The organism is Kribbella sp. NPDC048928, from assembly GCF_043197975.1.
Classification (GTDB): Bacteria; Actinomycetota; Actinomycetes; order Propionibacteriales; family Kribbellaceae; genus Kribbella.
Genome location: NZ_JBICUC010000002.1, coordinates 69142 through 90709 on the forward strand (window position 1 = coordinate 69142; position 21568 = coordinate 90709).

Annotated in this window: 16 protein-coding genes; 3 read left to right on the top strand and 13 right to left on the bottom strand. The window is 69.4% G+C overall.

Annotated features, from left to right (window positions below; translation table 11 throughout):
• The first annotated feature begins 77 nt into the window (after positions 1–77).
• A complete protein-coding gene (locus ACGFI6_RS07180; protein ID WP_393115864.1) occupies positions 78–887 on the top strand; it encodes a hypothetical protein in 810 nt (269 codons plus the stop codon).
• Positions 888–1087: 200 nt separating this feature from the next.
• Here the strand turns inward: ACGFI6_RS07180 and ACGFI6_RS07185 are convergent, their stop codons facing one another.
• Entirely contained in the window at positions 1088–1426 is a 339-nt protein-coding gene (locus tag ACGFI6_RS07185) for a sterol carrier family protein (RefSeq protein WP_393118072.1), read from the bottom strand.
• 89 nt (positions 1427–1515) lie between these two features.
• Between ACGFI6_RS07185 and ACGFI6_RS07190 the strand changes: the two genes are divergently transcribed.
• Positions 1516–2145: a hypothetical protein gene (locus tag ACGFI6_RS07190; protein WP_393115866.1), complete on the top strand. Its 630-nt coding sequence runs from the start codon at positions 1516–1518 to the stop codon at positions 2143–2145.
• Between the two features lie 6 nt (positions 2146–2151).
• Here ACGFI6_RS07190 and ACGFI6_RS07195 read toward each other — a convergent pair whose 3' ends face one another.
• The 8 genes from ACGFI6_RS07195 to ACGFI6_RS07230 all read right to left on the bottom strand — a co-directional run bounded on the left by ACGFI6_RS07195 (position 2152) and on the right by ACGFI6_RS07230 (position 11869).
• Positions 2152–3663, bottom strand: coding sequence for an alpha/beta hydrolase (locus tag ACGFI6_RS07195; protein ID WP_393115869.1), 1512 nt, complete (start codon positions 3661–3663; stop codon positions 2152–2154).
• A 65-nt stretch (positions 3664–3728) separates the two neighbouring features.
• Positions 3729–4889 carry a regulatory iron-sulfur-containing complex subunit RicT gene (gene ricT / locus ACGFI6_RS07200; RefSeq protein WP_393118074.1) on the bottom strand — a complete coding sequence of 387 codons (1161 nt, stop codon included), beginning with the start codon at positions 4887–4889 and terminating at the stop codon, positions 3729–3731.
• 170 nt (positions 4890–5059) lie between these two features.
• Positions 5060–5668, bottom strand: a complete 609-nt coding sequence (locus ACGFI6_RS07205; RefSeq protein ID WP_393115871.1) for a DUF4190 domain-containing protein — start codon at positions 5666–5668, stop codon at positions 5060–5062.
• Between the two features lie 102 nt (positions 5669–5770).
• Positions 5771–6697: a DUF4190 domain-containing protein gene (locus tag ACGFI6_RS07210; RefSeq protein WP_393115874.1), complete on the bottom strand. Its 927-nt coding sequence runs from the start codon at positions 6695–6697 to the stop codon at positions 5771–5773.
• A 27-nt stretch (positions 6698–6724) separates the two neighbouring features.
• Entirely contained in the window at positions 6725–7393 is a 669-nt protein-coding gene (locus tag ACGFI6_RS07215) for a DUF4190 domain-containing protein (protein ID WP_393115877.1), read from the bottom strand.
• A gap of 143 nt (positions 7394–7536) precedes the next feature.
• On the bottom strand, positions 7537–8745 hold the full coding sequence (locus tag ACGFI6_RS07220) for a DNA polymerase III subunit delta' (protein ID WP_393115880.1): 1209 nt from the start codon (positions 8743–8745) through the stop codon (positions 7537–7539).
• Positions 8742–10727: a dTMP kinase gene (gene tmk / locus ACGFI6_RS07225; protein WP_393115883.1), complete on the bottom strand. Its 1986-nt coding sequence runs from the start codon at positions 10725–10727 to the stop codon at positions 8742–8744. The genes ACGFI6_RS07220 and tmk overlap by 4 nt, the downstream gene beginning before the upstream one ends.
• A gap of 44 nt (positions 10728–10771) precedes the next feature.
• A complete protein-coding gene (locus ACGFI6_RS07230; protein WP_393115886.1) occupies positions 10772–11869 on the bottom strand; it encodes a pyridoxal phosphate-dependent aminotransferase in 1098 nt (365 codons plus the stop codon).
• A 63-nt stretch (positions 11870–11932) separates the two neighbouring features.
• Here ACGFI6_RS07230 and ACGFI6_RS07235 point away from each other — a divergent pair, with 63 nt between their 5' ends.
• Entirely contained in the window at positions 11933–13345 is a 1413-nt protein-coding gene (locus ACGFI6_RS07235) for a PLP-dependent aminotransferase family protein (protein ID WP_393115887.1), read from the top strand.
• Positions 13346–13434: 89 nt separating this feature from the next.
• On the opposite strand, the gene ACGFI6_RS07240 is transcribed toward ACGFI6_RS07235, so the two are convergent.
• The 4 genes from ACGFI6_RS07240 to ACGFI6_RS07255 form a co-directional block, all read right to left on the bottom strand.
• Positions 13435–16209, bottom strand: coding sequence for a glycoside hydrolase family 2 TIM barrel-domain containing protein (locus ACGFI6_RS07240; protein WP_393115890.1), 2775 nt, complete (start codon positions 16207–16209; stop codon positions 13435–13437).
• A gap of 476 nt (positions 16210–16685) precedes the next feature.
• Positions 16686–17123 (bottom strand): Fur family transcriptional regulator, encoded by a 438-nt coding sequence (locus ACGFI6_RS07245; protein WP_393115892.1) that lies wholly within the window; start codon positions 17121–17123, stop codon positions 16686–16688.
• A gap of 186 nt (positions 17124–17309) precedes the next feature.
• The gene (gene topA / locus ACGFI6_RS07250) at positions 17310–20009 is read right to left on the bottom strand and encodes a type I DNA topoisomerase (RefSeq protein ID WP_393115895.1); all 2700 of its coding nucleotides are present in this window, start codon (positions 20007–20009) and stop codon (positions 17310–17312) included.
• 249 nt (positions 20010–20258) lie between these two features.
• Complete coding sequence (locus tag ACGFI6_RS07255; RefSeq protein WP_393115897.1) at positions 20259–21503, bottom strand: alpha/beta hydrolase family protein; 1245 nt, start codon at positions 21501–21503, stop codon at positions 20259–20261.
• Positions 21504–21568: the final 65 nt, after the last annotated feature.

Consider the following 21568-nt stretch of genomic DNA (forward strand, 5'->3'; position numbering starts at 1 on the left):
GGTTGCCCACGGCGCCGATCTCGCCGGCCCGGAACGCCTGTGGCCGGCCTCTCGCTGACAGGAAGAAGACACCCCGCATGATCTCGATCAAGTCGGCCGGTTCCCGGATGCTCGCCTCGCTCGCCGCCGGTGCCACCCTGCTTGTTCCGTCCCTGCTTGTGCCGACGGCCGCGCACGCCGCTCCCGCGGCCGCCTCTACTGCTTCGGCGGCTTCCGGTGCGACCGCCGTCTCGGACATGCTGCTGCCTGGGCAGTACCTGAAGCCCGGCCAGTACCGCCGGTCCAAGAACAACCTGTACACCCTGGTCATGCAGACCGACGGCAACGCGGTCCTGATCAAGGGCCGGACCGCGATCTGGGCCAGCATGACCAACCGCAAGGCCTCGACGCTGATCATGCAGCCCGACGGCAACCTGGTGATCATCTCCGGCCGTACGCCCGTGTGGGCCACCGGTACGAACGGCAGCACCGGCGCGCACCTCGAGGTGCAGAACGACTCGAACCTGGTGATCTACAACGTCCGGCACAAGGCGGCCTGGAACCGCTACATGGTGATGGTCACGCTCGGCTCGGGCCGCAACCTGACCTGGCCGTCGGCGCTCTACTCGCACAACCGCAGCTACCGGCTGCAGATGCAGTCCGACGGCAACCTGGTGATCGTGAAGAACGCCACGACGCCGATCTGGAGCACCAAGACGACGAGCAAGGGCGGGTACGCCACGATGCAGACCGACGGGAACTTCGTCGTCTACAGCGCCGCGAAGAAGCCGCTCTGGTCGACGAAGACGGTCCGCCACGGCGCCGTACTGCAGATGCAGGACGACGGCAACCTCGTGGTCGTCTACGGCCGTACGCCCATCTGGTCCAGCAACACCAGCGGCCGCTGACCCCTTCGCCCGGCAGACCCCCTTCGCCCGGCAGACCCCCTTCGCCCGGCAGACCCCCTTCGCCTGGCCGACCCCTCCGCCCGGCAGACCCATTTGCCTGGCAGACCCAGCAAATTGGGGGTTCTACACCCGCAGCCCGGGTGTGGAACCCCCGATTTCATGGGTCAGCCAGGCAAATTGGTGGGTCTGCCAGGCAAATGTCAGAGCAGTGGGAGTAGGGCTGTGAGGTCGGTGCGTTCGCCGCTGGCGCGGAGTTTGCCGCTCATCCGCGCATCCGCCCAGGTGATCCGGCCGAGCGCGACGTCGATCCAGAGCTCCGGCGGCATCTCGATCACCGCGCCGGGCGTACCGCGGGTGTGCCGCGGGCCCTCGATGCACTGCACCGCGCCGTACGGCGGGATCCGTACCTCTACCGCATGCCCTGGCGCCTTCGCGACCAGGCGGTTCAGCAGTTCCTTGGTGAGCAGCTTCAGCTCGGCACGTTCGGCCGTACCGGCGTCGTAATGCTGCAAAGCCTGCTGGAAAGCGGTGTCTGACATCTCCACGACGTGCCAGCGTACGCGGCGGTTTGCGGAGACGCCCCTCTCGTCGGCGATAATCGGGCGGGAGAGAGGGAAGCGAGGTCGGGATGCTCACGCCCAGGCACCAGGCACTGCTGATGACGCTGGCGGGAATGACCGTCGGCGTGGTCGCGTTCGGCACCGTCGTCGCCGTCAACGGCGGTAATCCGTTCGCAGCGCATGATGCGCCGGTGAGCATCGTCAGTCCGAGCCCGTCGAGTACGCCGAGCCACGGAGACGGGCTGGCGGGCGACAATTTGCAGTACGTCCTGCAGAATTTCGGCACCGACGACGACCCGGTGTCGGCCGAGGTGCCGACCGGCTGGAAGAGCTCTCAGGGCGGGACCCGGCCGAAGTACGTCGACCCGACCGGGGTCTGGCAGCTCCGATTCGACACCCGGGGCAGCAAGCAGAGCCCGGACCAGCTGGTCAAGAACCGCGAGCGCAGCATCGACGAGAAGGACCTGCGGGTGCTGAACCGCGACGACGGCCTGCTCGTCTACACCTACACCGACAAGGCCCGCGGGCCGCGGATGGGGCTGTCGCGCTGGATCTCGCTCGACAACGGCAAGTCGACCGCCGTCGAGATCACCGTCGGCGGCCGCCCGCAGGACGAGGCCGGCCTGCGCGCCGTACTGCAGCACGCGACCGACACCCTCAAGCTCCCCGTGGCGCCCGGCGACAACCGCCCGAACTAGCTCGGGTCAGCACTTGATGTCGGCAGCGGGCGTGTTGCCCTGGGCCAGGTAGCTCTCGACGACGTTCTTCACACAGGCGTTTCCGGACAGGTACGCCGTGTGTCCGTCGCCGTCCCGCGTGACCAGGACACCGCTTTCCAGTTCGTGCGCCAGGCCGACCGCCCACTCGTACGGCGTCGCCGGGTCCCGGGTCGTCCCGAGCACCATGATCGGCTTCGCACCGGCCGCCTTGATCGGGTGCGGTTTGCTCGTCGGCTTCACCGGCCAGTTCAGGCAGGCCGCCGACGACCAGGCCATGAACTCGCCGAACCGCGGTGACGCCGCCTTGAACTCCGGCGCCTTCGCCTGGATCTGCGCGATCGACGTGAAGTCCGGCCGGTCGCTGCAGTTCACCGCGATCTGCGCCTCGTTCGAGTTGTCGGCGTACCCGGACGGCTTGCGGTCGGTGTATTCGTCCGCGAGCGCGAGCAGCCGCGAACCGTTCCCGGCGAGCCCGTCGGCGACCGCATCCTCCAGCCGCGGCCAGAACTCTTTCAGGTACAGCGGGTAGACCAGACCGAGGATCACCAGCGCCTGCGTCACCTGACGCTGACCGTCACCTGGCAGCGGGTGCTCGTCGCTGTTCTTGATCAGCTGGTCGACCTTCGCGAGCACCTCGTTCTTGCTGCTGCCGAGCTTGCAGGACCGCTGCGCGCAGTCCTCCGCGAACGCGTCCAGTGCCTTGTCGAACCCCTTCGCCTGCGCGATCCCCATCTGCTCGGACGTGGTCGCCGGATCGACGGCGCCGTCCAGGACCATCCGGCCGACGTTCTTCGGGAAAAGTTCGGCGTACGTCGCTCCCAGGTATGTCCCGTACGACATGCCGAGGTAGTACAGCTGCGGGTCGCCGACGATGCCGCGCAGTACGTCGATATCGCGCGCCGCGTCCTTCGTGTTCACGTGCGGGAGGAGCTTGCCGGAGCGCTGCTCGCAGGCGGCCGCGAACGTCTTGGCCTGCTTGTCGAGGTCCGCGACCTCGGCGGCGTTGTCCGGGCTGCCGTCGGAGGCGATCATCGCGTCCAGGCCCGCCGTGTCAAGGCACTTCACCGGCGTCGACTCGCCGACACCCCGCGGATCCCAGCCGATGATGTCGAACTTCCGCAACAGCGGCGACCCGAACAGCATCGGCACCTGCGCCGCGAACTCCTGCCCGGACGCGCCCGGCCCGCCCGGGTTGATGAACAGCGTGCCGATCCGGCCGCCGCGGTCCTTGGCCAGCACCTTCCGCGCGCGCAGCTCGATGGATTCACCGGCCGGCTTGGTGTAGTCCAGCGGGACCGAGATGGTCGCGCACTGCTGGTTGGTGCCGCAGCGTTCCCAGTCCGGCTTCTGCTGGTAGTACTTCTCCAGCCCGGCCGGGATCGGCCCCACCGGTCCGCTCGGCGGGTTGCTGCCGATGCTCGGCACCGCACCGTCGCCCGCGTTCTGCGCGCGGCTCGCCACCCCACACCCACTCGCGAGCACCGCAAAAGCTGCCACCAGTACGGTCGGCCACCCACCTACCCCGCCCCGAGCGAAGCGAGGGGTGGGCTGAGTGCGGAATCTCACTGGGCGGTGTCTCCCTCGTCGTCGTGATGCAGCCGGCGGCGCCGGCGCGGCTTCCGGGCCCGCCGCTCCTCCCGACTCTCCGGCTCGCCGACACCCTTCTCGGGCTCCGAGCGCTGCTCAGATTCCGAGCGGTGCTCGGTTTGCGAGCGGTGCTCGGGTTCGGAGCGGTGCTCGGTTTGCGAGCGGTGCTCGGGTTCCGAGCGGTGCTCGGGTTCCGAGCGGTGCTCGGGTTCCGAGCGGTGCTCGGGTATTGCGGTGGGTGTGGCGGCGTTCTGTTGTGGTTCGGGTGCGGCGGGCTTCTCTGGGACGACGGGTGGGGCGTCCGGGGTCGTCGTACCGGAGGCCTCGTACTGCTGCCGCGGGGAGCAGACGTCCGCCCGGCTGCACGCACAGCGCCGTCCCGAGGCCGCGAGCCGGACGACGACGGTGTCGCTCGGCACGTTGTGCCCGACCACCACTCCATCACCCGCGGGGGTCTCCACCGCGGATCCGAGCGCCGGCGCCTTCGCGTTGAACTCCTGGTACAGCGGGTGCTCGTACTTCAGGCAGCACATCAGCCGCCCACACGCCCCGGAGATCTTCAGCGGGTTCAACGGGAGGTCCTGGTCCTTCGCCATCCGTACGCTGACCGGCTCGAAGTCCTTCAGGAACGTCGCACAGCACAGGTCCCGCCCGCACGGCCCGATCCCACCCTGCAACCGCGCCTCGTCGCGGGCCCCGACCTGCCGGAGCTCGATCCGCGCCCGCAGCGCGCGGGCCAGATCGCGTACCAGTTCGCGGAAGTCGACGCGGTGCGGTGCGGAGAAGTACACGATCACCAACTGGTCGATGTCCGGCCGCCGGTCGACGAAGTCGATCCCGACCACCTTCATCGGCAGGTCGTGCTGCCGGATCGTCCGCTTCGCGATCACCCGCGCGTCGGCACGCCGCTGCCGGTTCTGCTCGTCCCGCTCGAGGTCACCCGCGCTCGCGATCCCCGCACATTGCGGCAGCCCGCCGACCTCCTCGGTGACGTACTGCGCCGCCCACACGCACTCCGCGACCTCAGGTCCGTCGTCGGTGGGCACGAGCACCTTGTCCCCTACCCGGGGCCGAAACTCTCCCGGATCAAGGTAATACAGCCGCCCGTACCGCTCGAACGACACCGCCATGACCATGCCCACCCCGCCACACTACTTCCCCCAGCCCCACCTGGGTGGGGGCTAGTGCTTCGTCAAGAAACGGACGCGTCGTAAGACCACTGCCCTCACGCTCTCGCCCGGCCGCTCCTCGCCCACAGATCTGTCCCCGCGAAGGCATTACGTCCAGGACGTGGGCTGACGCGGCATTAGGTGGTTGTGGTGCTGGTGGGTTGCGGCGCGGTGGGGGCACCGTCGTAGTTGGTGTCGCTGAACGAGGTGCCCAGGACGATCAGGAAGACGAACAGCAGGATCGAACCCAGGGTGATCAGCGAGCCGATCACGAGGCCGGCGATCGCCATGCCTTTGCCGTCCTGGTTGCGCTTCTTGATCTGGACGAGGGCCGCGATGGCCAGGCCGATGGCGACCGGCGCGGAGAGGCCGATGATGAGGCCGCCGAGGGCGCAGACGAAGGACGCGGTCGCCAGTCCGTTGGTGCCACCCGAGCCGGTGTAGCCGTAGCCGGCATACCCACTCTGGGCGTACGGGGCCGGCGCCTGCCCGTACTGCGGCGGATACTGCGCCTGCCCGTACTGGCTCTGTCCGTACTGCGACTGTCCAGGCTGGCCGTACTGCTGTTGGCCGGGTTGCCCAGGCTGGCCGTACTGCTGTTGCCCGGGTTGCCCGGGTTGCCCAGGCTGGCCGTACTGCGGCACGGCGGGCAGGTTCTGGCCCGAGGTGGTCGGGAAGGCTCGGGTCGGGTCGTGCGGCCGGTCCTGCGGCCGTTCTGGCTCCGAACCGTGCGGTGGCTGAGTCACGCTACTCCCAGTGGTACCAAGCGGGCCGTTGAACGCTGTGCTTCGCGCATCGTACCGGTCCAGCGGGTTCCCGGGCGGCCGACGTTGCCGCGGGCAACCGCGCTACCGATGGCTGTTCTTGACGGTGCCGACGAGTTTGTCGTTGTCCGGGCCGTAGGCGACGCAGAACACCCGCCGATCGCCGGAGTTCCAGGTGTACTTGTCCGGCGTCCACCAGGACAGATAGAGCTCGGACTCGTCGCGCGACTTGCCGACGTACGCGCCGAACGGCGGCGCACAGGCACGGTCGGCGGCCTTCTCGATGGCGTTGTCGCCCGGGTACGCACCCGCCGGCAGGCTGACGATCGCAACCATTTCGGCGTCGTGCCGGTCTGGGCAGTCGCGCGGGGTCACCTCGTCGTCCGAGCTGGTGTCGTCGAAGCAGTCGCCGATGTCGAGCTCGTCGATGTACACGCTGGACGAACCCGGGTCGGGTGCACCGGAGGAGCTGTCGGAGGTGCCGATCGCGATCACGAGCCCGATCAGCAGCGCGTAGCCGAGCGTCACCAACGCCCCGACCACAATCCCGGCGATCGCCATCCCCTTGCCGCCTTGCGGCCGCCGGCCGATCTGGACGAGCGCCGCGATCCCGAGCCCGACCGCTACCGGCGCGGACAGCCCGAAGACGATCCCGCCGAGGCCGCAGACAAGCGCCGCCGTGGCCAGCGCGTTCGTCCCGCTCGGCGCCTGCCCGTACCCATAGCCGTAGCCGTATGCCGCCGGCTGCCCGTACGGGGCCGGCGCTTGCCCGTACTGCGGTGGATACTGCGGCTGCCCGTACTGGCCCGGTCCATACGGCGGTTGCCAAGACCCTTGTCCGTATTGCGGTTGCGCCGGTGGCGGTTGGGGGCGGCCGTAGGTCGGGAAACCGCGGGTCGGATCGTGCGGAATGTCCTGCGGACGCGCCGACTCAACCGACCCCGGCTCAACGGGCCCCGAGTCAAGAGGCCTCGGCTCGACAGGCCCCGGTTCGTACGGTGGCTGAGTCACGCTGTCCCCCCACATCCCCCGCGGGCGCTAACGCTGCGATCCGCGCATCGTACCGCTCAGGTGCATGCCCGGCATCCCCAACAGGCACAGGACGTTGCCGTCAGCAACCGCGCGGTCCTCCAGGACCACGTAATACATGTCGAGCTCCGACCGTTCGTAGGGCTTCCCGACGAAATCGACGAACGCGTCGGCGCACTGCTGGGTCGCGGTCGCGCCGGTCTGCGCGGCGGTCAGGCCGACCAGGGCCGCCTGCACCTTCGCGTACGCCTCGCCGGTATGCGGTTGCGCACAGTCCGCGATCCGTACCAGGCGGAGCGCCTGCGACTCCAGGTCCGCGTCGAAGCAGCGCCCGACGTCGACCTGGGAGATCGACACGGTCCGGCCGATCCCGCGACGGTGTTCGGCGACCAGGTTGAGCGTGACGGCGGTACCGATCGCGAGTACCCAGCACAGGGAGACGAGCAACGCGCCGTACGCGAGCCGCTTGCCACGCCTGCCCAGCCGCTTGATCCGGCGCAACGCGACCCCGGCCAGTACGACCGCGATCGGCACCAGTCCGGGCAGGCTGACCGCGAACGCGGCGATCGCGTACCCGTCCTGTCGCTGCTGCACAGGATCCGGGACGCCCTCCAGCCACGACTCCGCCGACGGCAACGGTTGCCGTGCCGGCTGGATCGGTGAGGGCGGCTGGTCCATCGCTGTCCGTTCGAAAGTAATGCCGGGCGGTCCACTTCGCCCGGACACCCAGTCATCGGACTCGCTGGTCTCGGTGTTACACCGATCGCCCAGTAATCGGACGTGAGGCACGCCTCACGCCCGACCCGCTCACCGCCGGAGGCTCAGCGCAGCACGCGGCGCGGGATCTTGAAGCCGTCGCTGCGGCCCTCGAACAACGAAACCGTCATCGCCTCGAGCGCGACCAGCGGAGCCACGTTCGCCTCGATCGCCTCGCGGCACATCCCGATCGCGTCGATCCGGCGGACGGTCTGCTCGGCCGTGGTGCGGGCCGCGAGCTGCTCGATCGGGCGCTGCAGCTCGGCGTTGATCAGCTCGCTCCCGGACCGCGTCTGCGCCACCAGTACGTCGCGGTAGAGCGCCATCAGATCGACCAGCGAGCGGTCGAGCACGTCGCGCTCCCAGCGTTTGGCGCGGGCCTTCTGCTGGTCCTCGAGCTCCTTGAGCGCCGCGTTCGCCTCCCGCGGCTTGGCGCCCTTCGTGCCGACGCCGAGCGCCTGCTCGAGGGCAGCGCGTTCCTTCTCGTCGACCTTCTCGGCGCTGGCCTTCGCCTCCACCTTGGCAGCGTCCAGCAACTGCTGCGCCGCCTTCAGGCACGACCCGAGGTCCCGCAGCGCGAACGGCACCTGCAGCACATTCGTACGCCGCTCGCGCACCTCCGCGTCCCGCGCCAGTGCCCGCGCCCGTCCGATGTGCCCCTGCGCGGCCCGCGCCGCGAACCAGGCCAGGTCCTGATCCACGTCGAGCTTCCGGGTGAGCATCTCCGCGACCGCGGCGGCCGGCGGCGTCCGCAGCACCAGCAGCCGGCAGCGCGATCGGATCGTCGGTACGACATCCTCGACCGTCGGCGCGCACAGCACCCAGACGGTCCGCGGCGCCGGCTCCTCGATGCTCTTCAGCAACGCGTCGGCGGCCTGCTCGGTCAACCGGTCCGCATCCTCGACGACCATCACCTGCCACCGGCCCTGCGTCGGGCTCATCGCCGCGCGGCGGACCAGTTCGCGGACCTCACTGACCCGGATCGACAACAGTTCCGTACGGATCAAGGACACGTCTGGGTGCGCGCCGCTGAGAGCCGTCCGGCAGTCGTTGCACTCGCCGCAGCCGTCGTTCGCACACTGCAGCGCGGCGGAGAACGCTCGACCCGCGTTGGACCGGCCGGACCCGGGCGGGCCGGTGATCAGCCACGCGTGCGTCATGCCGGCGACTGCGGCTCCGCCCTCGCCACGGAGCACGGCGGCCGCTCCGTCAACGGCCCGCCGCAGCACGGCCACAGCGGGCTCCTGCCCGACCAGATCGTCCCAAACACTCATGGAGTCACCTTCGGAAGGATCGGTTGGAGGCGGGCGCGGATCTGCTTTGCGATGTCCTCGCGGTCCTGGGACGCGTCGAGGACGAGATAGTGCTGCGGCTCGGCGGCGGCGAGCTCGAGGAACGCGTGCCGGACGCGCTCGTGGAACGCGTCGCCCTGCGCCTCGATCCGGTCCCGTTCCTTGAACCGGCCGAGCCCGCTCTTCGGCGGCAGGTCGAGCAGGATCGTCAGGTTCGGGCGGAGATCGTTGGTGGCCCAACGATTCACCCGCTCGACGTCGGACACATCGAGGTCCCGCCCGGAGCCTTGGTAGGCCAGCGCGGAGTCGACGTACCGATCGGTGATCACGACGGCACCTGCCTTGAGCGCCGGCTTGATCACCGAGTCGACGTGCTCGGCCTTGTCCGCCGCGTAGATCAGTGCCTCGGCGCGGTGGGAGATGTCGCCGGTCGCCGGGTCGAGGACGATCTGGCGCAGCGTCTTGCCCAGGTCGGTGGCGCCGGGCTCGCGGGTCAGCAGCACCTGCTGGCCTTGCTCTTCCAGCCACTTCACCAGGAGCGCGGACTGGGTCGACTTGCCGGCGCCTTCGCCGCCCTCGAGCGCGATGAACAGCCCGGTCGTCGGGTAGTCGCCACGGGTCTTGCCGAAGCTCCGCCGGACGTCGCGCCAGAACGGCACGCCCGGCCGGTCGTCCATCTGCCGCCAGGCGAGCAGGCCGATCACGCCGGCCACCACCGCAGCGATCACCATCGTCATCGAGGCGCCGTTGTACGTCGCCGAACGGCCGCCGATCGTCCAGGTGTGACGGCCGATCGCGCCCGCGGCGAACGGCGCGATCGCCAGCGTGACCGCGAGCACCGTACGGACCGCGGACTGCACGAACGCGAACGTCCGCCCACGGACCGCGTCCGGCACCTCGAGACCGAGCAGCGTGTACCCGGACACCCAGGAGCCGCCGGCGCAGAACCCGAGCAGGATCGCGATCATCGTGGCGATCTCGATCTGCTGGATCAGCGCCAGCCCGGCCAGGCAGATGCCGGACCCGACCAGCCCGGCCGCGAACAGCCGGCGCCGGGACAGCCCGGAGAAGATCCGCTGCGCGAACCCCATACCGAGGGCGAGACCGCCGAACACCGCACCGAACAGCAGGCCGTACCCCGGATCGCCGGCGCCGAGATCCTCGACGTACGTCCGGCCGAGGCCGATCACGACCGCGCCGGCCGCGAACGCTCCGGAGATGCCCACGACCAGGCCGCGCACCACCGGCGTACCGGTGACGTACGACCAGCCCTCGACCATCGTCCGCCACAGCGTCGGATGGTCCTCGTGGTCGTGCACCGCGCGGCCGATCTCGGCGACCGACACGATCGCGAACGCGGAGATCGCGAAGGTGGCGGCGTTCACGTACACGGCCAGGTCGATGGAGAAGTCGCCGGCCCAGCGGGTGACCAGCGTGATCGCGGTGAAGATCACGGCGGCCGGGAGCGCGGAGCCGTACGTGGTGATGAGGCTGATCTGGTTCGCGGCCTCGAGCCGGTGCCGGGGCACCAGGTTGGGCACACTGGCGTCCTTGGCCGGGCCCCAGATCAGGCTGACGACCTCGATCAGCACGGTCGCGACCAGCAGCCAGGTGAGCGTGTGCACGATCGGGATCGTGACGAAGAACGCGGCCCGGATCAGGTCGCCGAGGATCATCGTCCAGCGCCGGTCGAGGCGGTCCGCGATCCAGCCGGCCACCGGGCCCATCACCAGCGCGGGCAGGACGCGCAGGAACAGCACGCTGCCGATCGCGAAGTTCGCCAGTTGGTAGTTGTCACCGGCGAAGGACTTCGCCATCGCGGTCAGTGCCAGCAGCCCGATCCAGTCACCGAGGCTGGACAGCCCGAACCCGATCCAGAGCCGCCGGAACGCCCGGATCCGCAACACCGCGCGCACGTCGTGCGCCGGTGCAGGATCGGTCAACGGGTCATAGGCCTCCGGCACAGCGCCAGCCTAGTAGGAGGCATGGACAGCCCACTGCACTGCATCTAGTGCGCAGTGTGCAGCGCCTCGCGCAGGGCATCCAGGGCGGCCTTCAGCTCGCCTGCGGGCAGGAACCCGAAGCCGAGACGGAACACCCGCGGATCGTCCCCGAACCAGTCCCCGTCCGCCAGCCGTACGTCGAGTTCGACAGCGGCCCGTTTGAACCGCTCCAGGTCGAGCCCCGCCTTCAGCCGCACGACGCACAGCGCGCCCCCGTCAGGCCGGACCCACTCCACGACCTCGCTGTTGGCCGCAACCCAGTCTTGGGTGATCAGAAGGTTCTCCTCCAGCCAGTTCTTGCGGTGGCTGAGGATCTCGTCCTCCTGCGCGAAGACCCGCACCGCCAGCGCCTCGCACACCGGGGAAGCAGAAACGACCGTACTGAACTTAGCCGTCGTCAACTTCTCCACCAGCGCCGCATCCGTGCTGATCACCCATCCGATCCGCAACCCTGCCGCCCCATGACACTTCGACAACGAGGCGGCGACCACCACGCGCGGCCCTAGAGTCGCTGCGGTCTCCGCGATCGGCTCCTCGCCGTACGACGCGACGCGGTAGGTCTCGTCCACCATCAGCCAAGCGTCCGGGCAGACCTCGTTCATCGCCTCGACGATCTCGCGCAGCACCTGCCTGGGTACGGCGACACCGGACGGATTCTGCGGCGTGGCCAGACTGACCAGGCGGGTCTGCGGCGTCAGCTGCGCCCGGACTGCCTGGGCGGTCAGCTGGTATCCGTCGTCGAACCCCAGCGGTACAACGCGAACCGACGCTCCCACCGTGTCGAAGATGCTCTGCGTCATCGGGAAGAGCGGGGCCGTCGTGACGAACTCGCCCTGGTCCACCAGGAGGTACGCGAGCAGGAAGATTCCGTGCATCCCTCCGACGGTGACGACCACCTCCTCGGGCCGTACGCCGTGACGCTCGGCGATCGCGCTGCGCAGCCGCGGATCACCGGCCGCGGTGCCGTACCCGAGCTCGAGACCGTCCAGCTCCGACCCCAGCAGGTCTGCGAGCCGCAGGTCCGGTCCGTAGCTCTCGCCCAGCTCGTGCCGGGACTGCTCGGCGGTCAGGGACATGATCTGGTGGCGCGGAAAGGTCGGCATGCCTCCATCGTTCAGCGCATCCGCTCGCCACTGGAGAGCCAATCCGGCAGAATTGGTTCGCAGATGAGGCCAATCGAGGTTGTGGACCGGTTGGGCCGCTGGTCGTCCGGCCGCGGCCCGCTGTACGTGCTGCTCGCGGCCCGGCTCCGCGGGCTCATCGACGACGGTGAGCTCCCACCCGGCGTACTGCTGCCACCGGACCGCGCGCTCGCCGGCGCACTGGCAGTCGGCCGTACGACCGTGGTCGCGGCGTACGACCTGCTCCGGGCCGAGGGGCGCATCACCCGCCGCCAGGGCAGTGGCACCCGCGTGGCCGGCGTGGCGACGGACGGACAGCAGGAGGACGCCCCGGTCGACCCGCTCTTCCTCGACTCGCTAGAGGCCCGCGACGACGGCGTACTGCTGGCTGTCTGTGCTGCACCGGTTGATCCGCCGCCGCAGCTGGCGGAGGCGTTCGCACGGATCGCGCCGGAGTTGGCTCACGTGGACGACGACATCGGGTACTACCCGTACGGGCACCCGTCGCTCCGGCAGGCGCTGGCGGAGCGCTACACGGCTCGTGGGGTTCCTACGAGACCTGAGCAGATCCTGGTGACCAACGGCGGCCAGCAGGCGCTCTCGTTGCTGGCGCACGCGCTGGTGTCGCCCGGCGACCAGGTGCTCGTGGAGGCGCCTACGTACCCAGGTGCTCTGGAGGTGTTCCGGGAGCAGGGCGCTGTACTGCGTGGGTTGCCAGTGGGGCTGGACGGCTTCGAGGCGGCTGTACGGGAGCGGCGTCCCGCGGTGGCGTACGTGATCCCGACGTACCAGAACCCGACTGGCTCGGTGCTGTCCGCTCTGGCTCGTCAGCGGCTGGCCGGCGCGGGGGTGCCGTTGATCGAGGACGAGGTGCCTGGCGACCTGGGGTTCCCGGGCGAGCCGGAGCCGATGCCGATCGCGGCGTACGGCGATGCGGTCATCTCCATCGGCTCACTGAGCAAGAGCATCTGGGGCGGTCTGCGGATCGGCTGGGTGCGCGCGGCGACACCACTGGTCAACCGCCTGGCCCGCCTGCGCGCCGTACACGACCTGGGCGGCAACATCCCGACCCAGCTGGCCGCAGTCCACCTACTACCGCTGCTCGACGCTCCGGAATTGCGCGAGACCCTCAAGACCCGCCACGACCACCTGTACAAGCAGCTGACCCAGGCGCTCCCCACATGGGAGATCCCGACCGTCCACGGCGGCCAGTGCCTGTGGGTACGCCTCCCGTACGGCGACGGCACGTCCTTCGCCCAGACCGCCCTCCGCCACGGCCTGGCCATCCTTCCCGGCGCAGGCCTCGACATCACCGGCACCAGCAACGCCCACATCCGCCTGCACTACCGAGCCCACCCGAACGCCCTCACCGAAGCCGTCCACCGCCTGGCCCAGGCCTGGACCACCTACAACCCATCAGCCACCCACCCCCACCCCCGCCCAACCATCGCCATTTGAGCGGCGGCGGATCTCCAGGCAGGCAGAACCCCCGGTTTCGGCCGGTTTCGGGGCCGAAAACGGGGGTTGTGCCTGCGTGGCGGTCCAGGTCAGGAGGTGAAGCGGAGGGTGAGGTTGGCCGGGGCCGTCTTGAGTTTGTCGCGATCGGGGAGGGCTGGGCCGCAGGCGGCGGTGCCGACGCCCGTTTGGGCGAGGTCGATCGTGACGTAGGTGGTGTCACCGGCGACCAGGTCTGCTGTGTGCTTGGCGTTCTCGAGGTCCTGGGTCGTCCAGTCGCGGACCGTGAGGCCGAAGAGCTGGTCGACCGCCTCGATGCGCAGGCCGTCGATCGTCGCCCAGCGGGTGTCGATGCGGTGGCCGTTCTCCTGCGGGCGGACGTACGGCGTCTGCAGTTCGGCGACCGTTGCGGAGTACTTCCCGACCGCGGCGGCGGCGCGGGTGTCGACGTACGCCTCGTTCGGGCCGGTTCCGAACCACTCGACGCGCTCGGCCTTCGGCAGTTCGAACGTGATGCCCAACCGCGGCAGCACCTCCGGGAACAGGCCTTCCGGTACGACACTGAGCTCCAGCACGACCGCGCCGTCGACCGCGGTCCAGCGCCAAGTGCTGCGCAGACCCCACTGCAGCTGCGGCGGCGCGGTCCGCGTCACGACCTCCCAGGCACCGTCGCGCTCGCCCTGCGAAACGATCCGGTGCTGCACGCGGTGCAGCCCTTCCTCACGCCACTTGGCCGCAACCCCAGGAATCGCATCGTTGTCGATCGGCGCCCGCCACACCTCCACCCGAGCATTCCGCACACCGGCAACGGAGATCCCGTCAACACCAGCTGTACCTTCAGCCGGAGTACCAGCAACCACAGGAGCAGCAGGCGCCGGCTCGTCCAGGCGGATCTGGCCCCAGGCGATCCGGTGACCGGCCTCGGCCCACGGCGTCGCCTCGGCCAACTCGGCCGTGACTGTCAGCCAGGCCTCAGTACGCTCGCTCTGCTTCAGCACCCCCGGCGGCAACTCGATCGAGGTTGTCTCGCCGGGCGCGATCACCGGGAACGGCAGGTTGCCGTCGGCCACCATCTCACCCTCGGCCTCGACCCGGGCCTGGAGGCGAAGGTGGCTCGTGTCGAGCACCTCGTACAGGTTGGTGATCGACACGCGGTTGCCGTCGGCAACGATTCGGAGTGGCTCGATCACCTTCACGTACTCGTGCATGCCCGGCGACGGCGTCCGGTCCGGGAACAGCAGCCCGTCGCAGACGAAGTTCCCGTCGTGGATCGTCTCCCCGAAGTCGCCGCCGTACGCGTAGACCTCGCGCCCGTCGATCGTCGTCCGCAGACCGTGATCGATGAACTCCCAGATGAACCCGCCCTGACAGCGTGGGTACTTCTCGAACACCTCGCGGTAGTCCAGCAGCCCGCCCGGCCCGTTCCCCATCGCATGCCCGTACTCACACAGGATGAACGGCAGGTTCCGGTACTTCGACGTGTCGGCGCCGATCTCCGCGCAGCCCTCCGGCGAGGTGTACATCCGCGAGTAGATGTCGACGAACTCCGCCTCGGTGTCGCGCTCGTAGTGCACCGGCCGCGACGGGTCGAGCTCCTTCACCAGGTCGTACATGTCCTTCAGGTTCGAACCCATCCCGCACTCGTTGCCGAGCGACCAGATCACGATCGACGGGTGGTTCTTGTCGCGGTGCACGGTCCGGCGCATCCGCTGCACCATGTCGTCGCGGAAGCGCGGATCCATCACCGGGTTCGGCAGCTTCGGCGGCTGCGGCTCGTACCCGAAGCCGTGCGTCTCCAGGTCGCACTCGTCGATCACGTACAGCCCGTACTCGTCGCAGAGCGACAGGAAGTGCGGGTGCGGCGGGTAGTGGCTGGTGCGGACCGCGTTGATGCCGGCCCGCTTCATGATCAGTACGTCGTCGAGCATGTCCTGCTCGTTCACGGTCCGCCCGCGATCCGGGTGGAACTCGTGCCGGTTCACGCCGTTGAACAGCACCCGGTTGCCGTTGACGGTGAAGATCCCGTCGACGATCGCGACCGTACGGAACCCGATCCGCAGCCGGACCGCGCCGCCGGCGGTCTGCAGTACGGCGTCGTACAGGCGAGGTACTTCGGCGCTCCACGGCTGCACGCCGTCGATCCGGGTGTGCTCGCCGGTGGGCAGCTCCAGCTCGAGCTCGGGGATGCTGACCGTGCCTGGTACGTCGGACTCGACGAGCAGCGTGCCCGCGCCGTCGATGTGGTCCCAGGCGGCCTTGACGAAGACGTCGGTCGGCGCGTCCGGGCGGAGCGCGAGCAGGTTGACCTCGCGGAAGATCCCGGACAGCCACCACATGTCCTGGTCCTCGACGTAGCTGCCGGTCGACCACTGGTGGACGCGGACCGCGATCCGCGCTTCCTTGCCCGGAGCAACCAACGAGGTGATGTCGAACTCGGACGCGAGCCGCGAACCCGACGACCAGCCGACCTGCTCGCCGTTCACGTACACCGCGAACCGGGAGTCCACGCCCTCGAAGCGCAGCACGATCCGGGCGCCGGCGAAGTCGTCCGGCACCGTCACCGTACGGACGTAGTCGCCGGTCGGGTTGTCGGTCGGCACGTACGGCGGCTCGAGCGGGAACGGGTACACCACGTTCGTGTACGCGGGCTTGCCGTACCCGTTCAGCTGCCAGTGGCCGGGCACCACGATCGTGTCCCAGCCGGAGGTGTCCGGGTTGTCGAGGTCGTCCGGTGCGGCGGCCACGGTCGGGGAGCGCCGGAAGCTCCAGTCCCCGCTGAGGGCAACCCGCCCGGAGTCGTCATCCAGCCACGAACGCGGGGGCAGCACATTCGCCCCGGACCCAAAGTCCTCGACGTAGTCAGTCACAGAAGTCGACCCTAAGCCCAAACTGTTCACAACTCCACACCGATGAACAGATATGGACAACCCCACCCGCCGGCCATCCTCCCAGCACGACGGCGCACGTCCCCAACACGAGCGGATATCCACACCCCTTGAGCGTTCTCTACCCGCACACCACCGAAGAACCCCCAACACAGGTGGATATCCACCCGCGCGGGAGCGGCGCCGCGGCCCGGCGCAGAGCGCGGCCGGCGCGGGGCGGGCGCGGGCGCGGGCGGCGCGGGGGTGCGGGCGCGGCGGTGCGGGGCGCGGCGGCGCGGGTCTCCAACACGAGCGGATATCCACGCCCCTTGAGCGTTCTCTACCGGTACACCACCGAAGAACCCCCAGCTCGAGTGGATATCCACCCGAGCTGAGCGGAAACGCGGCGCGGGGGGCGCGCGCGGGCGGAGCTCGCGGGCGCGGGGCCCGGGCGCGGGCGCGGGGGCGGGGGGTGGGGTTTAGGTTGGGGGTTGGCAGTTTTTGCAGGTGCCTACTAGGGCTACTTGTTCGGGGGCCAGGTGGAAGCCGAGGTCGCGGGCGAGCTTTTTGCGGGCTGATTCGAGGGTGTCGCCGGGGGCGTCGTAGACGGTGCCGCACTCGGAGCAGCGCAGGTGCAGGTGCCGGGGGGCGAGGTCGCCGGCCAGGTGGTACGTCGTGCCGGCCCGACCGAGGTGGACGTGCGTGACGAGACCGAACTCCCCGAGCGCGTCGAGGGCGCGGTAGACCGTGGCGCGGTGGATTCCCGGGCGGAGCTGCTCGGCCCGTTCGCCGATCTGCTCCGCACTCAGATGCTCCTCGGTCCCCGCGAGCACCTCAACGACCGCAAGCCGCGCCGGAGTCACCCGCTCCCCCCGCTCCCGCAACCGCTGCGCACTGACCTCAACCGCACTAGTCATCCGCGCACCCCCACCCGCAACACGCCGACCCGCACCGCACTAGTCATCTGCGCTCCCCCAGCCGGAGCGCGCCGACCCGCACCGCACTAGTCATCTGCGCTCCCCCAGCCGGAGCGCGCCGACCTGCACCGCACTCGTCATCCGCGCTCCTGTGTTCGTCCGGCGTTCCGGGAAGTGGTGAGGTCCTCAGGACTTCTTTGCGGGTGCCTTCTTTGCGGTGGTTTTCTTGGCGGCGGCCTTCTTGGTCGTCGCCTTCTTGGCAGTCGTCTTCTTGGCAGCCGCAGTCTTCTTGGCGGCGGTCTTCTTGGCGGGTGCCTTCTTGGCCGGCCGCTTCACCGGGCCACGGGCGCGCTTGTCCGCCAGCAGCTCGGCCGCGCGGAGCAGCGAGATGGTCTCCACCGAGTCGTCCTTGCGGAGCGTCGCATTGGTCTCCCCGTCGGTGACGTACGGACCGAAGCGCCCCTCCTTCACGACCACTGGCTTCTTCGACTCCGGGTCCTCGCCCAGCTCCTTCAGCGGCGGCGCCGCAGCCCGCCGGCCACGCTGCTTCGGCTCGGCGTAAATGCGAAGAGCCTCCTCGAGCGTGATGTCGAACATCTGCTCCTCGGTCGACAGCGACCGCGAGTCCGTGCCCTTCTTCAGGTACGGTCCGTAGCGCCCGTTCTGCGCCGTGATCTCGTCACCGGACTCCGGGTCCTTCCCGACCACGCGCGGCAGCGACAGCAGCTTCATCGCGTCGTCGAGCCCGATCGCGTCCAGCGTCATCGACTTCAGCAGCGAACCGGTCCGCGGCTTCGCACCCTTCGGCGCGTCCTCCGGCAGCACCTCGGTCACGTACGGACCGAAGCGGCCCGCCTTCGCGACCACCTTCAGGCCCGTGTCCGGCGCATTGCCGAGCTCGTGCTCGACGCCCGACGGCTGCTCGAGCAGCTCCTGCGCCTTCTCGACCGTGAGCTCGTCCGGCGGCAGGTCCTCGGGGACGTTCGCGCGGCGCTCGTCCTTGTCCTCGACGTACGGACCGTAGCGGCCGACACGGAGCACGATCCCGGAGTCGTCACCGCCGACCGGGAAGGTGGACATCTGCCGGGCGTCGATGTCGCCGAGGTCGGTGACCATCGACTTCAGGCCCTCGAGGTTGTCGTCGCCGAAGTAGAACCGCGCCAGCACACCCTCGCGCTGCAGGTCACCCGCGGCGACCTCGTCGAGCACGTCCTCCATCGTCGCGGTGAACGCGTAGTCCACCAGCCGGGTGAAGTGCTCCTCGAGCAACCGGACGACCGCGAACGCGAGCCAGGCCGGAACCAGCGCCTGACCCTTCTTGTAGATGTACCCGCGGGCGACGTTGGTCCCGAGGATGGTCGCGTACGTCGACGGGCGGCCGATCTCGCGCTCTTCCATCTCGCGGATCAGCGTGGCTTCGGTGTAGCGCGCGGGAGGCTTGGTCTCGTGCCCGGAAGCGACCACCTCGGACGCGGGCAGTACGTCACCCTCGGACACGTCCGGCAGCCGCGTCTCCTGGTCGTCCGTCCCCGCGGACGGGTCGTCCGCACCCTCGACGTACGCCTTGAGGAATCCGTGGAACGTGATCACCCGGCCGGACGACGTGAACTCGCACTTCTCACCGGTCGAGGCGGTCGCGTCGATCTTGATCGAGACGCTGTTGCCGATCGCGTCCCGCATCTGCGACGCGATGGTCCGCATCCAGATCAGCTCGTACAACCGGAACTCGGTACCGCTCAGCCCGGTCTGTGCCGGGGTCTGGAACGTCTCGCCGGCCGGCCGGATCGCCTCGTGCGCCTCCTGGGCGTTCTTCACCTTGGAGGTGTAGACGCGCGGCTTGTCCGGCAGGTACGACGCGCCGTACAGCTCGCGGACCTGCGCCCGGGCGGCGGTGATCGCGGTGTCCGACAGCGTGACGCTGTCGGTACGCATATAGGTGATGTTGCCGTTCTCGTACAGCCGCTGGGCGACCTGCATGGTCTGCGACGCGGACATGCCGAGCTTGCGGCCGGCCTCCTGCTGCAGCGTGGTGGTCCGGAACGGCGCGTACGGCTTGCGGGTGTACGGCTTGGACTCGATCGACCGGACGGTGAACTGCGAGTCCCGCAGCGCGCCGGCCAGCGCGGTCGCGGCGGCCTCGTTCAGGTGGACGGTGTTCGCGCCCTTGAGCTCACCGATCGAACTGAAGTCGCGGCCCTGTGCCACCCGCTTGCTGTCCACCGAGACCAGGCGGGAGGGAAACAGTCGCGGGTTCCGGTTCTCGCCGGCGTCCAGGGTGGCGTCCAGGTCCCAGTACGAGGCGCTGCGGAACGCGATCCGCTCGCGCTCGCGGTCGACCACCATCCGGATCGCGACCGACTGCACCCGGCCCGCCGACAGCCGCGGCATGACCTTCTTCCAGAGCACCGGGGAGACCTCGTACCCGTACAGGCGGTCGAGGATCCGGCGCGCCTCCTGGGCGTCGACCAGGTCCTCGTCGATGTCCCGGGCGTTGCCGACCGCGTCCTGGATCGCCTTCGGCGTGATCTCGTGGAAGACCATCCGCTTGACCGGGACCTTCGGCTTCAGCTCCTCGAGCAGGTGCCACGCGATGGCCTCGCCCTCGCGGTCCTCATCTGTCGCCAGGAAGAGCTCGTCGGCGCCCTTGAGCAGATCCTTGAGCTTACGGATCTGCGCCTTCTTGTCCGCCGGTACGACGTACAGCGGATCGAAGTGCTCGTCGACGTTCACCCCGAGCCGTGCCCAGGGCAGGCCCTTGTACTTCGCCGGGATCTCGTCCGCCCCGCTCGGCAGGTCCCGGATGTGGCCGAAGCTGGACTCCACCACGTACCCGGACCCGAGGAAGCCGGCGATCATCCGCGCCTTCTTCGGCGACTCGACGATCACCAAACGGGTCCCTGCCGCTGTCTTTGTCCCTGCTGCCCCTGCCACTGCGCTCCCTACTGTTCTCGTCCTGACGAAACGCCCCTGTCCCGACGTCTGTTCCCCCGAGCACAGACCGACCTGCCCGAGGACAGAGTACGGCCGACGGCAACGCATTTCGCATCGCGTCTCTCAACGCACGGTAACCGGTGCAGCCGCCTGCGCGCCTCCCAGGGTTTCAGAAAGTGGCCGAAGACACCGCCGTCAACCCCCTCAGCGGACGAACTCCACATCCGGGAACCGGGGTGACTCGCGCCGCAGCAGCGGTTGCGGCCGCCCCTTCAGGAACTGATCGAAGTATGCACCGAGATAAGCCCGCTGCGCCGCCACGCTGCGCTCCGGATCGACCTTACCGAGCAGTTCCTCGACCTTCGCCTGCGGTACGCCGGACGCCTTCGCGATCGCCGGGATCATGAACTGGTAGTCCGCGAAGGCACCGTGCGTTCCCTCAGGGAACCGCAGATCGAGCTTCCAGCCCCGCTGATGATTCCAGAAGCTGATCCAGGATCCGTCCTCGTACGGCGAGCCGGGCTGCGGCAGGTGGGTGTGGTGCTCGCTGGCGAACAACAGGAACGGCCGGTCCAGACCGCTCTTGGCGACGTCGCTGAGCTCCAGGGCCGGATGCCCGTACTGCAGGGTGCCGTCCAGGTTCGCCCCGGCCGCGATCCGGCGGTCGACGAGCATCGTCTCGCCGGTGGTGAACCCGCCGAGCGAGTAGCCGAACATCCCGGTCCGGCGCAGGTCGAGCGCCGCGGCAAGACCGATCGGCAGCGGCCGCCGTTCGGCGTCGGGGTTCGCGCCGGCCGCGAGCCGGTCGAGGGTGTCGAGGACGAACCGCGTGTCGGCGACCCGGACCGCGGTCGCAGGTTTGATCACGTCCTCGGAGGCGGGCATGGTCAGCGGTACGACACGACCGCCGGGGAACTCCACCGGCGCCTCACCGGTGTGGTCCATCGCGACGACGACGTACCCGCGACTGGCGAGCTCCTCCACGTGGTTTGTGCCCATCAGGCGGGACGTCCCCATGCCCGGCGAGTAGAGAAGGACCGGGTGCCGTCCGAGCGCCGGTGCGCCGGTCCGGGCGTGCGTCAGCGTACGGGCGAGGTCGATGCTGCCGGGCTTGAGCTCGAGTACGTCGCCGATCTGGTCCGCCAGCGGTCCGGCCGCGTGCGCCGGGGCGTACGGGGCGCGAGGACCGCCGAGGACGGGCAGCGCCGGGTACCAGATGCTGATCATCAGCTCGCGCACCCGCTCCGGTACCCACGGGTCCCGGCGAGACTTGTCGACCAGGTGGAGCTCGGTGGTTCCGATCCGGTACGCACCGGTCGGCTCGGGCAGTACTGGGCTATAGGCCGTACGGGCTGTGGTCTGCGCCGCCTGAGCCAGTTGCGGGACAGCGGCCGAGGTGGCGCCGGCGGTGAGCAGGGCGAGCATCGTACGGCGAGTCATCGTGGTCATGCTGAAACCCTGTCCAACCGTCTCCTCGAGCGGATCACTCCCGCGAGGGAAGTACCTTCCTCTCC

What these genes read in the sequence shown, in the direction of transcription:
- ACGFI6_RS07190 (WP_393115866.1), top strand. Translation starts at nt 1,516, where the DNA reads ATGCTCACGCCCAGGCACCAGGCACTGCTGATGACGCTGGCGGGAATG.
- ACGFI6_RS07215 (WP_393115877.1), bottom strand. Translation starts at nt 7,393, where the DNA reads ATGGACCAGCCGCCCTCACCGATCCAGCCGGCACGGCAACCGTTGCCG.
- ACGFI6_RS07235 (WP_393115887.1), top strand. Translation starts at nt 11,933, where the DNA reads ATGAGGCCAATCGAGGTTGTGGACCGGTTGGGCCGCTGGTCGTCCGGC.
- ACGFI6_RS07185 (WP_393118072.1), bottom strand. Translation starts at nt 1,426, where the DNA reads ATGTCAGACACCGCTTTCCAGCAGGCTTTGCAGCATTACGACGCCGGT.
- ACGFI6_RS07230 (WP_393115886.1), bottom strand. Translation starts at nt 11,869, where the DNA reads ATGCCGACCTTTCCGCGCCACCAGATCATGTCCCTGACCGCCGAGCAG.
- ACGFI6_RS07220 (WP_393115880.1), bottom strand. Translation starts at nt 8,745, where the DNA reads ATGAGTGTTTGGGACGATCTGGTCGGGCAGGAGCCCGCTGTGGCCGTG.
- ricT (WP_393118074.1), bottom strand. Translation starts at nt 4,889, where the DNA reads ATGGTCATGGCGGTGTCGTTCGAGCGGTACGGGCGGCTGTATTACCTT.
- ACGFI6_RS07255 (WP_393115897.1), bottom strand. Translation starts at nt 21,503, where the DNA reads ATGACCACGATGACTCGCCGTACGATGCTCGCCCTGCTCACCGCCGGC.
- ACGFI6_RS07180 (WP_393115864.1), top strand. Translation starts at nt 78, where the DNA reads ATGATCTCGATCAAGTCGGCCGGTTCCCGGATGCTCGCCTCGCTCGCC.
- ACGFI6_RS07245 (WP_393115892.1), bottom strand. Translation starts at nt 17,123, where the DNA reads ATGACTAGTGCGGTTGAGGTCAGTGCGCAGCGGTTGCGGGAGCGGGGG.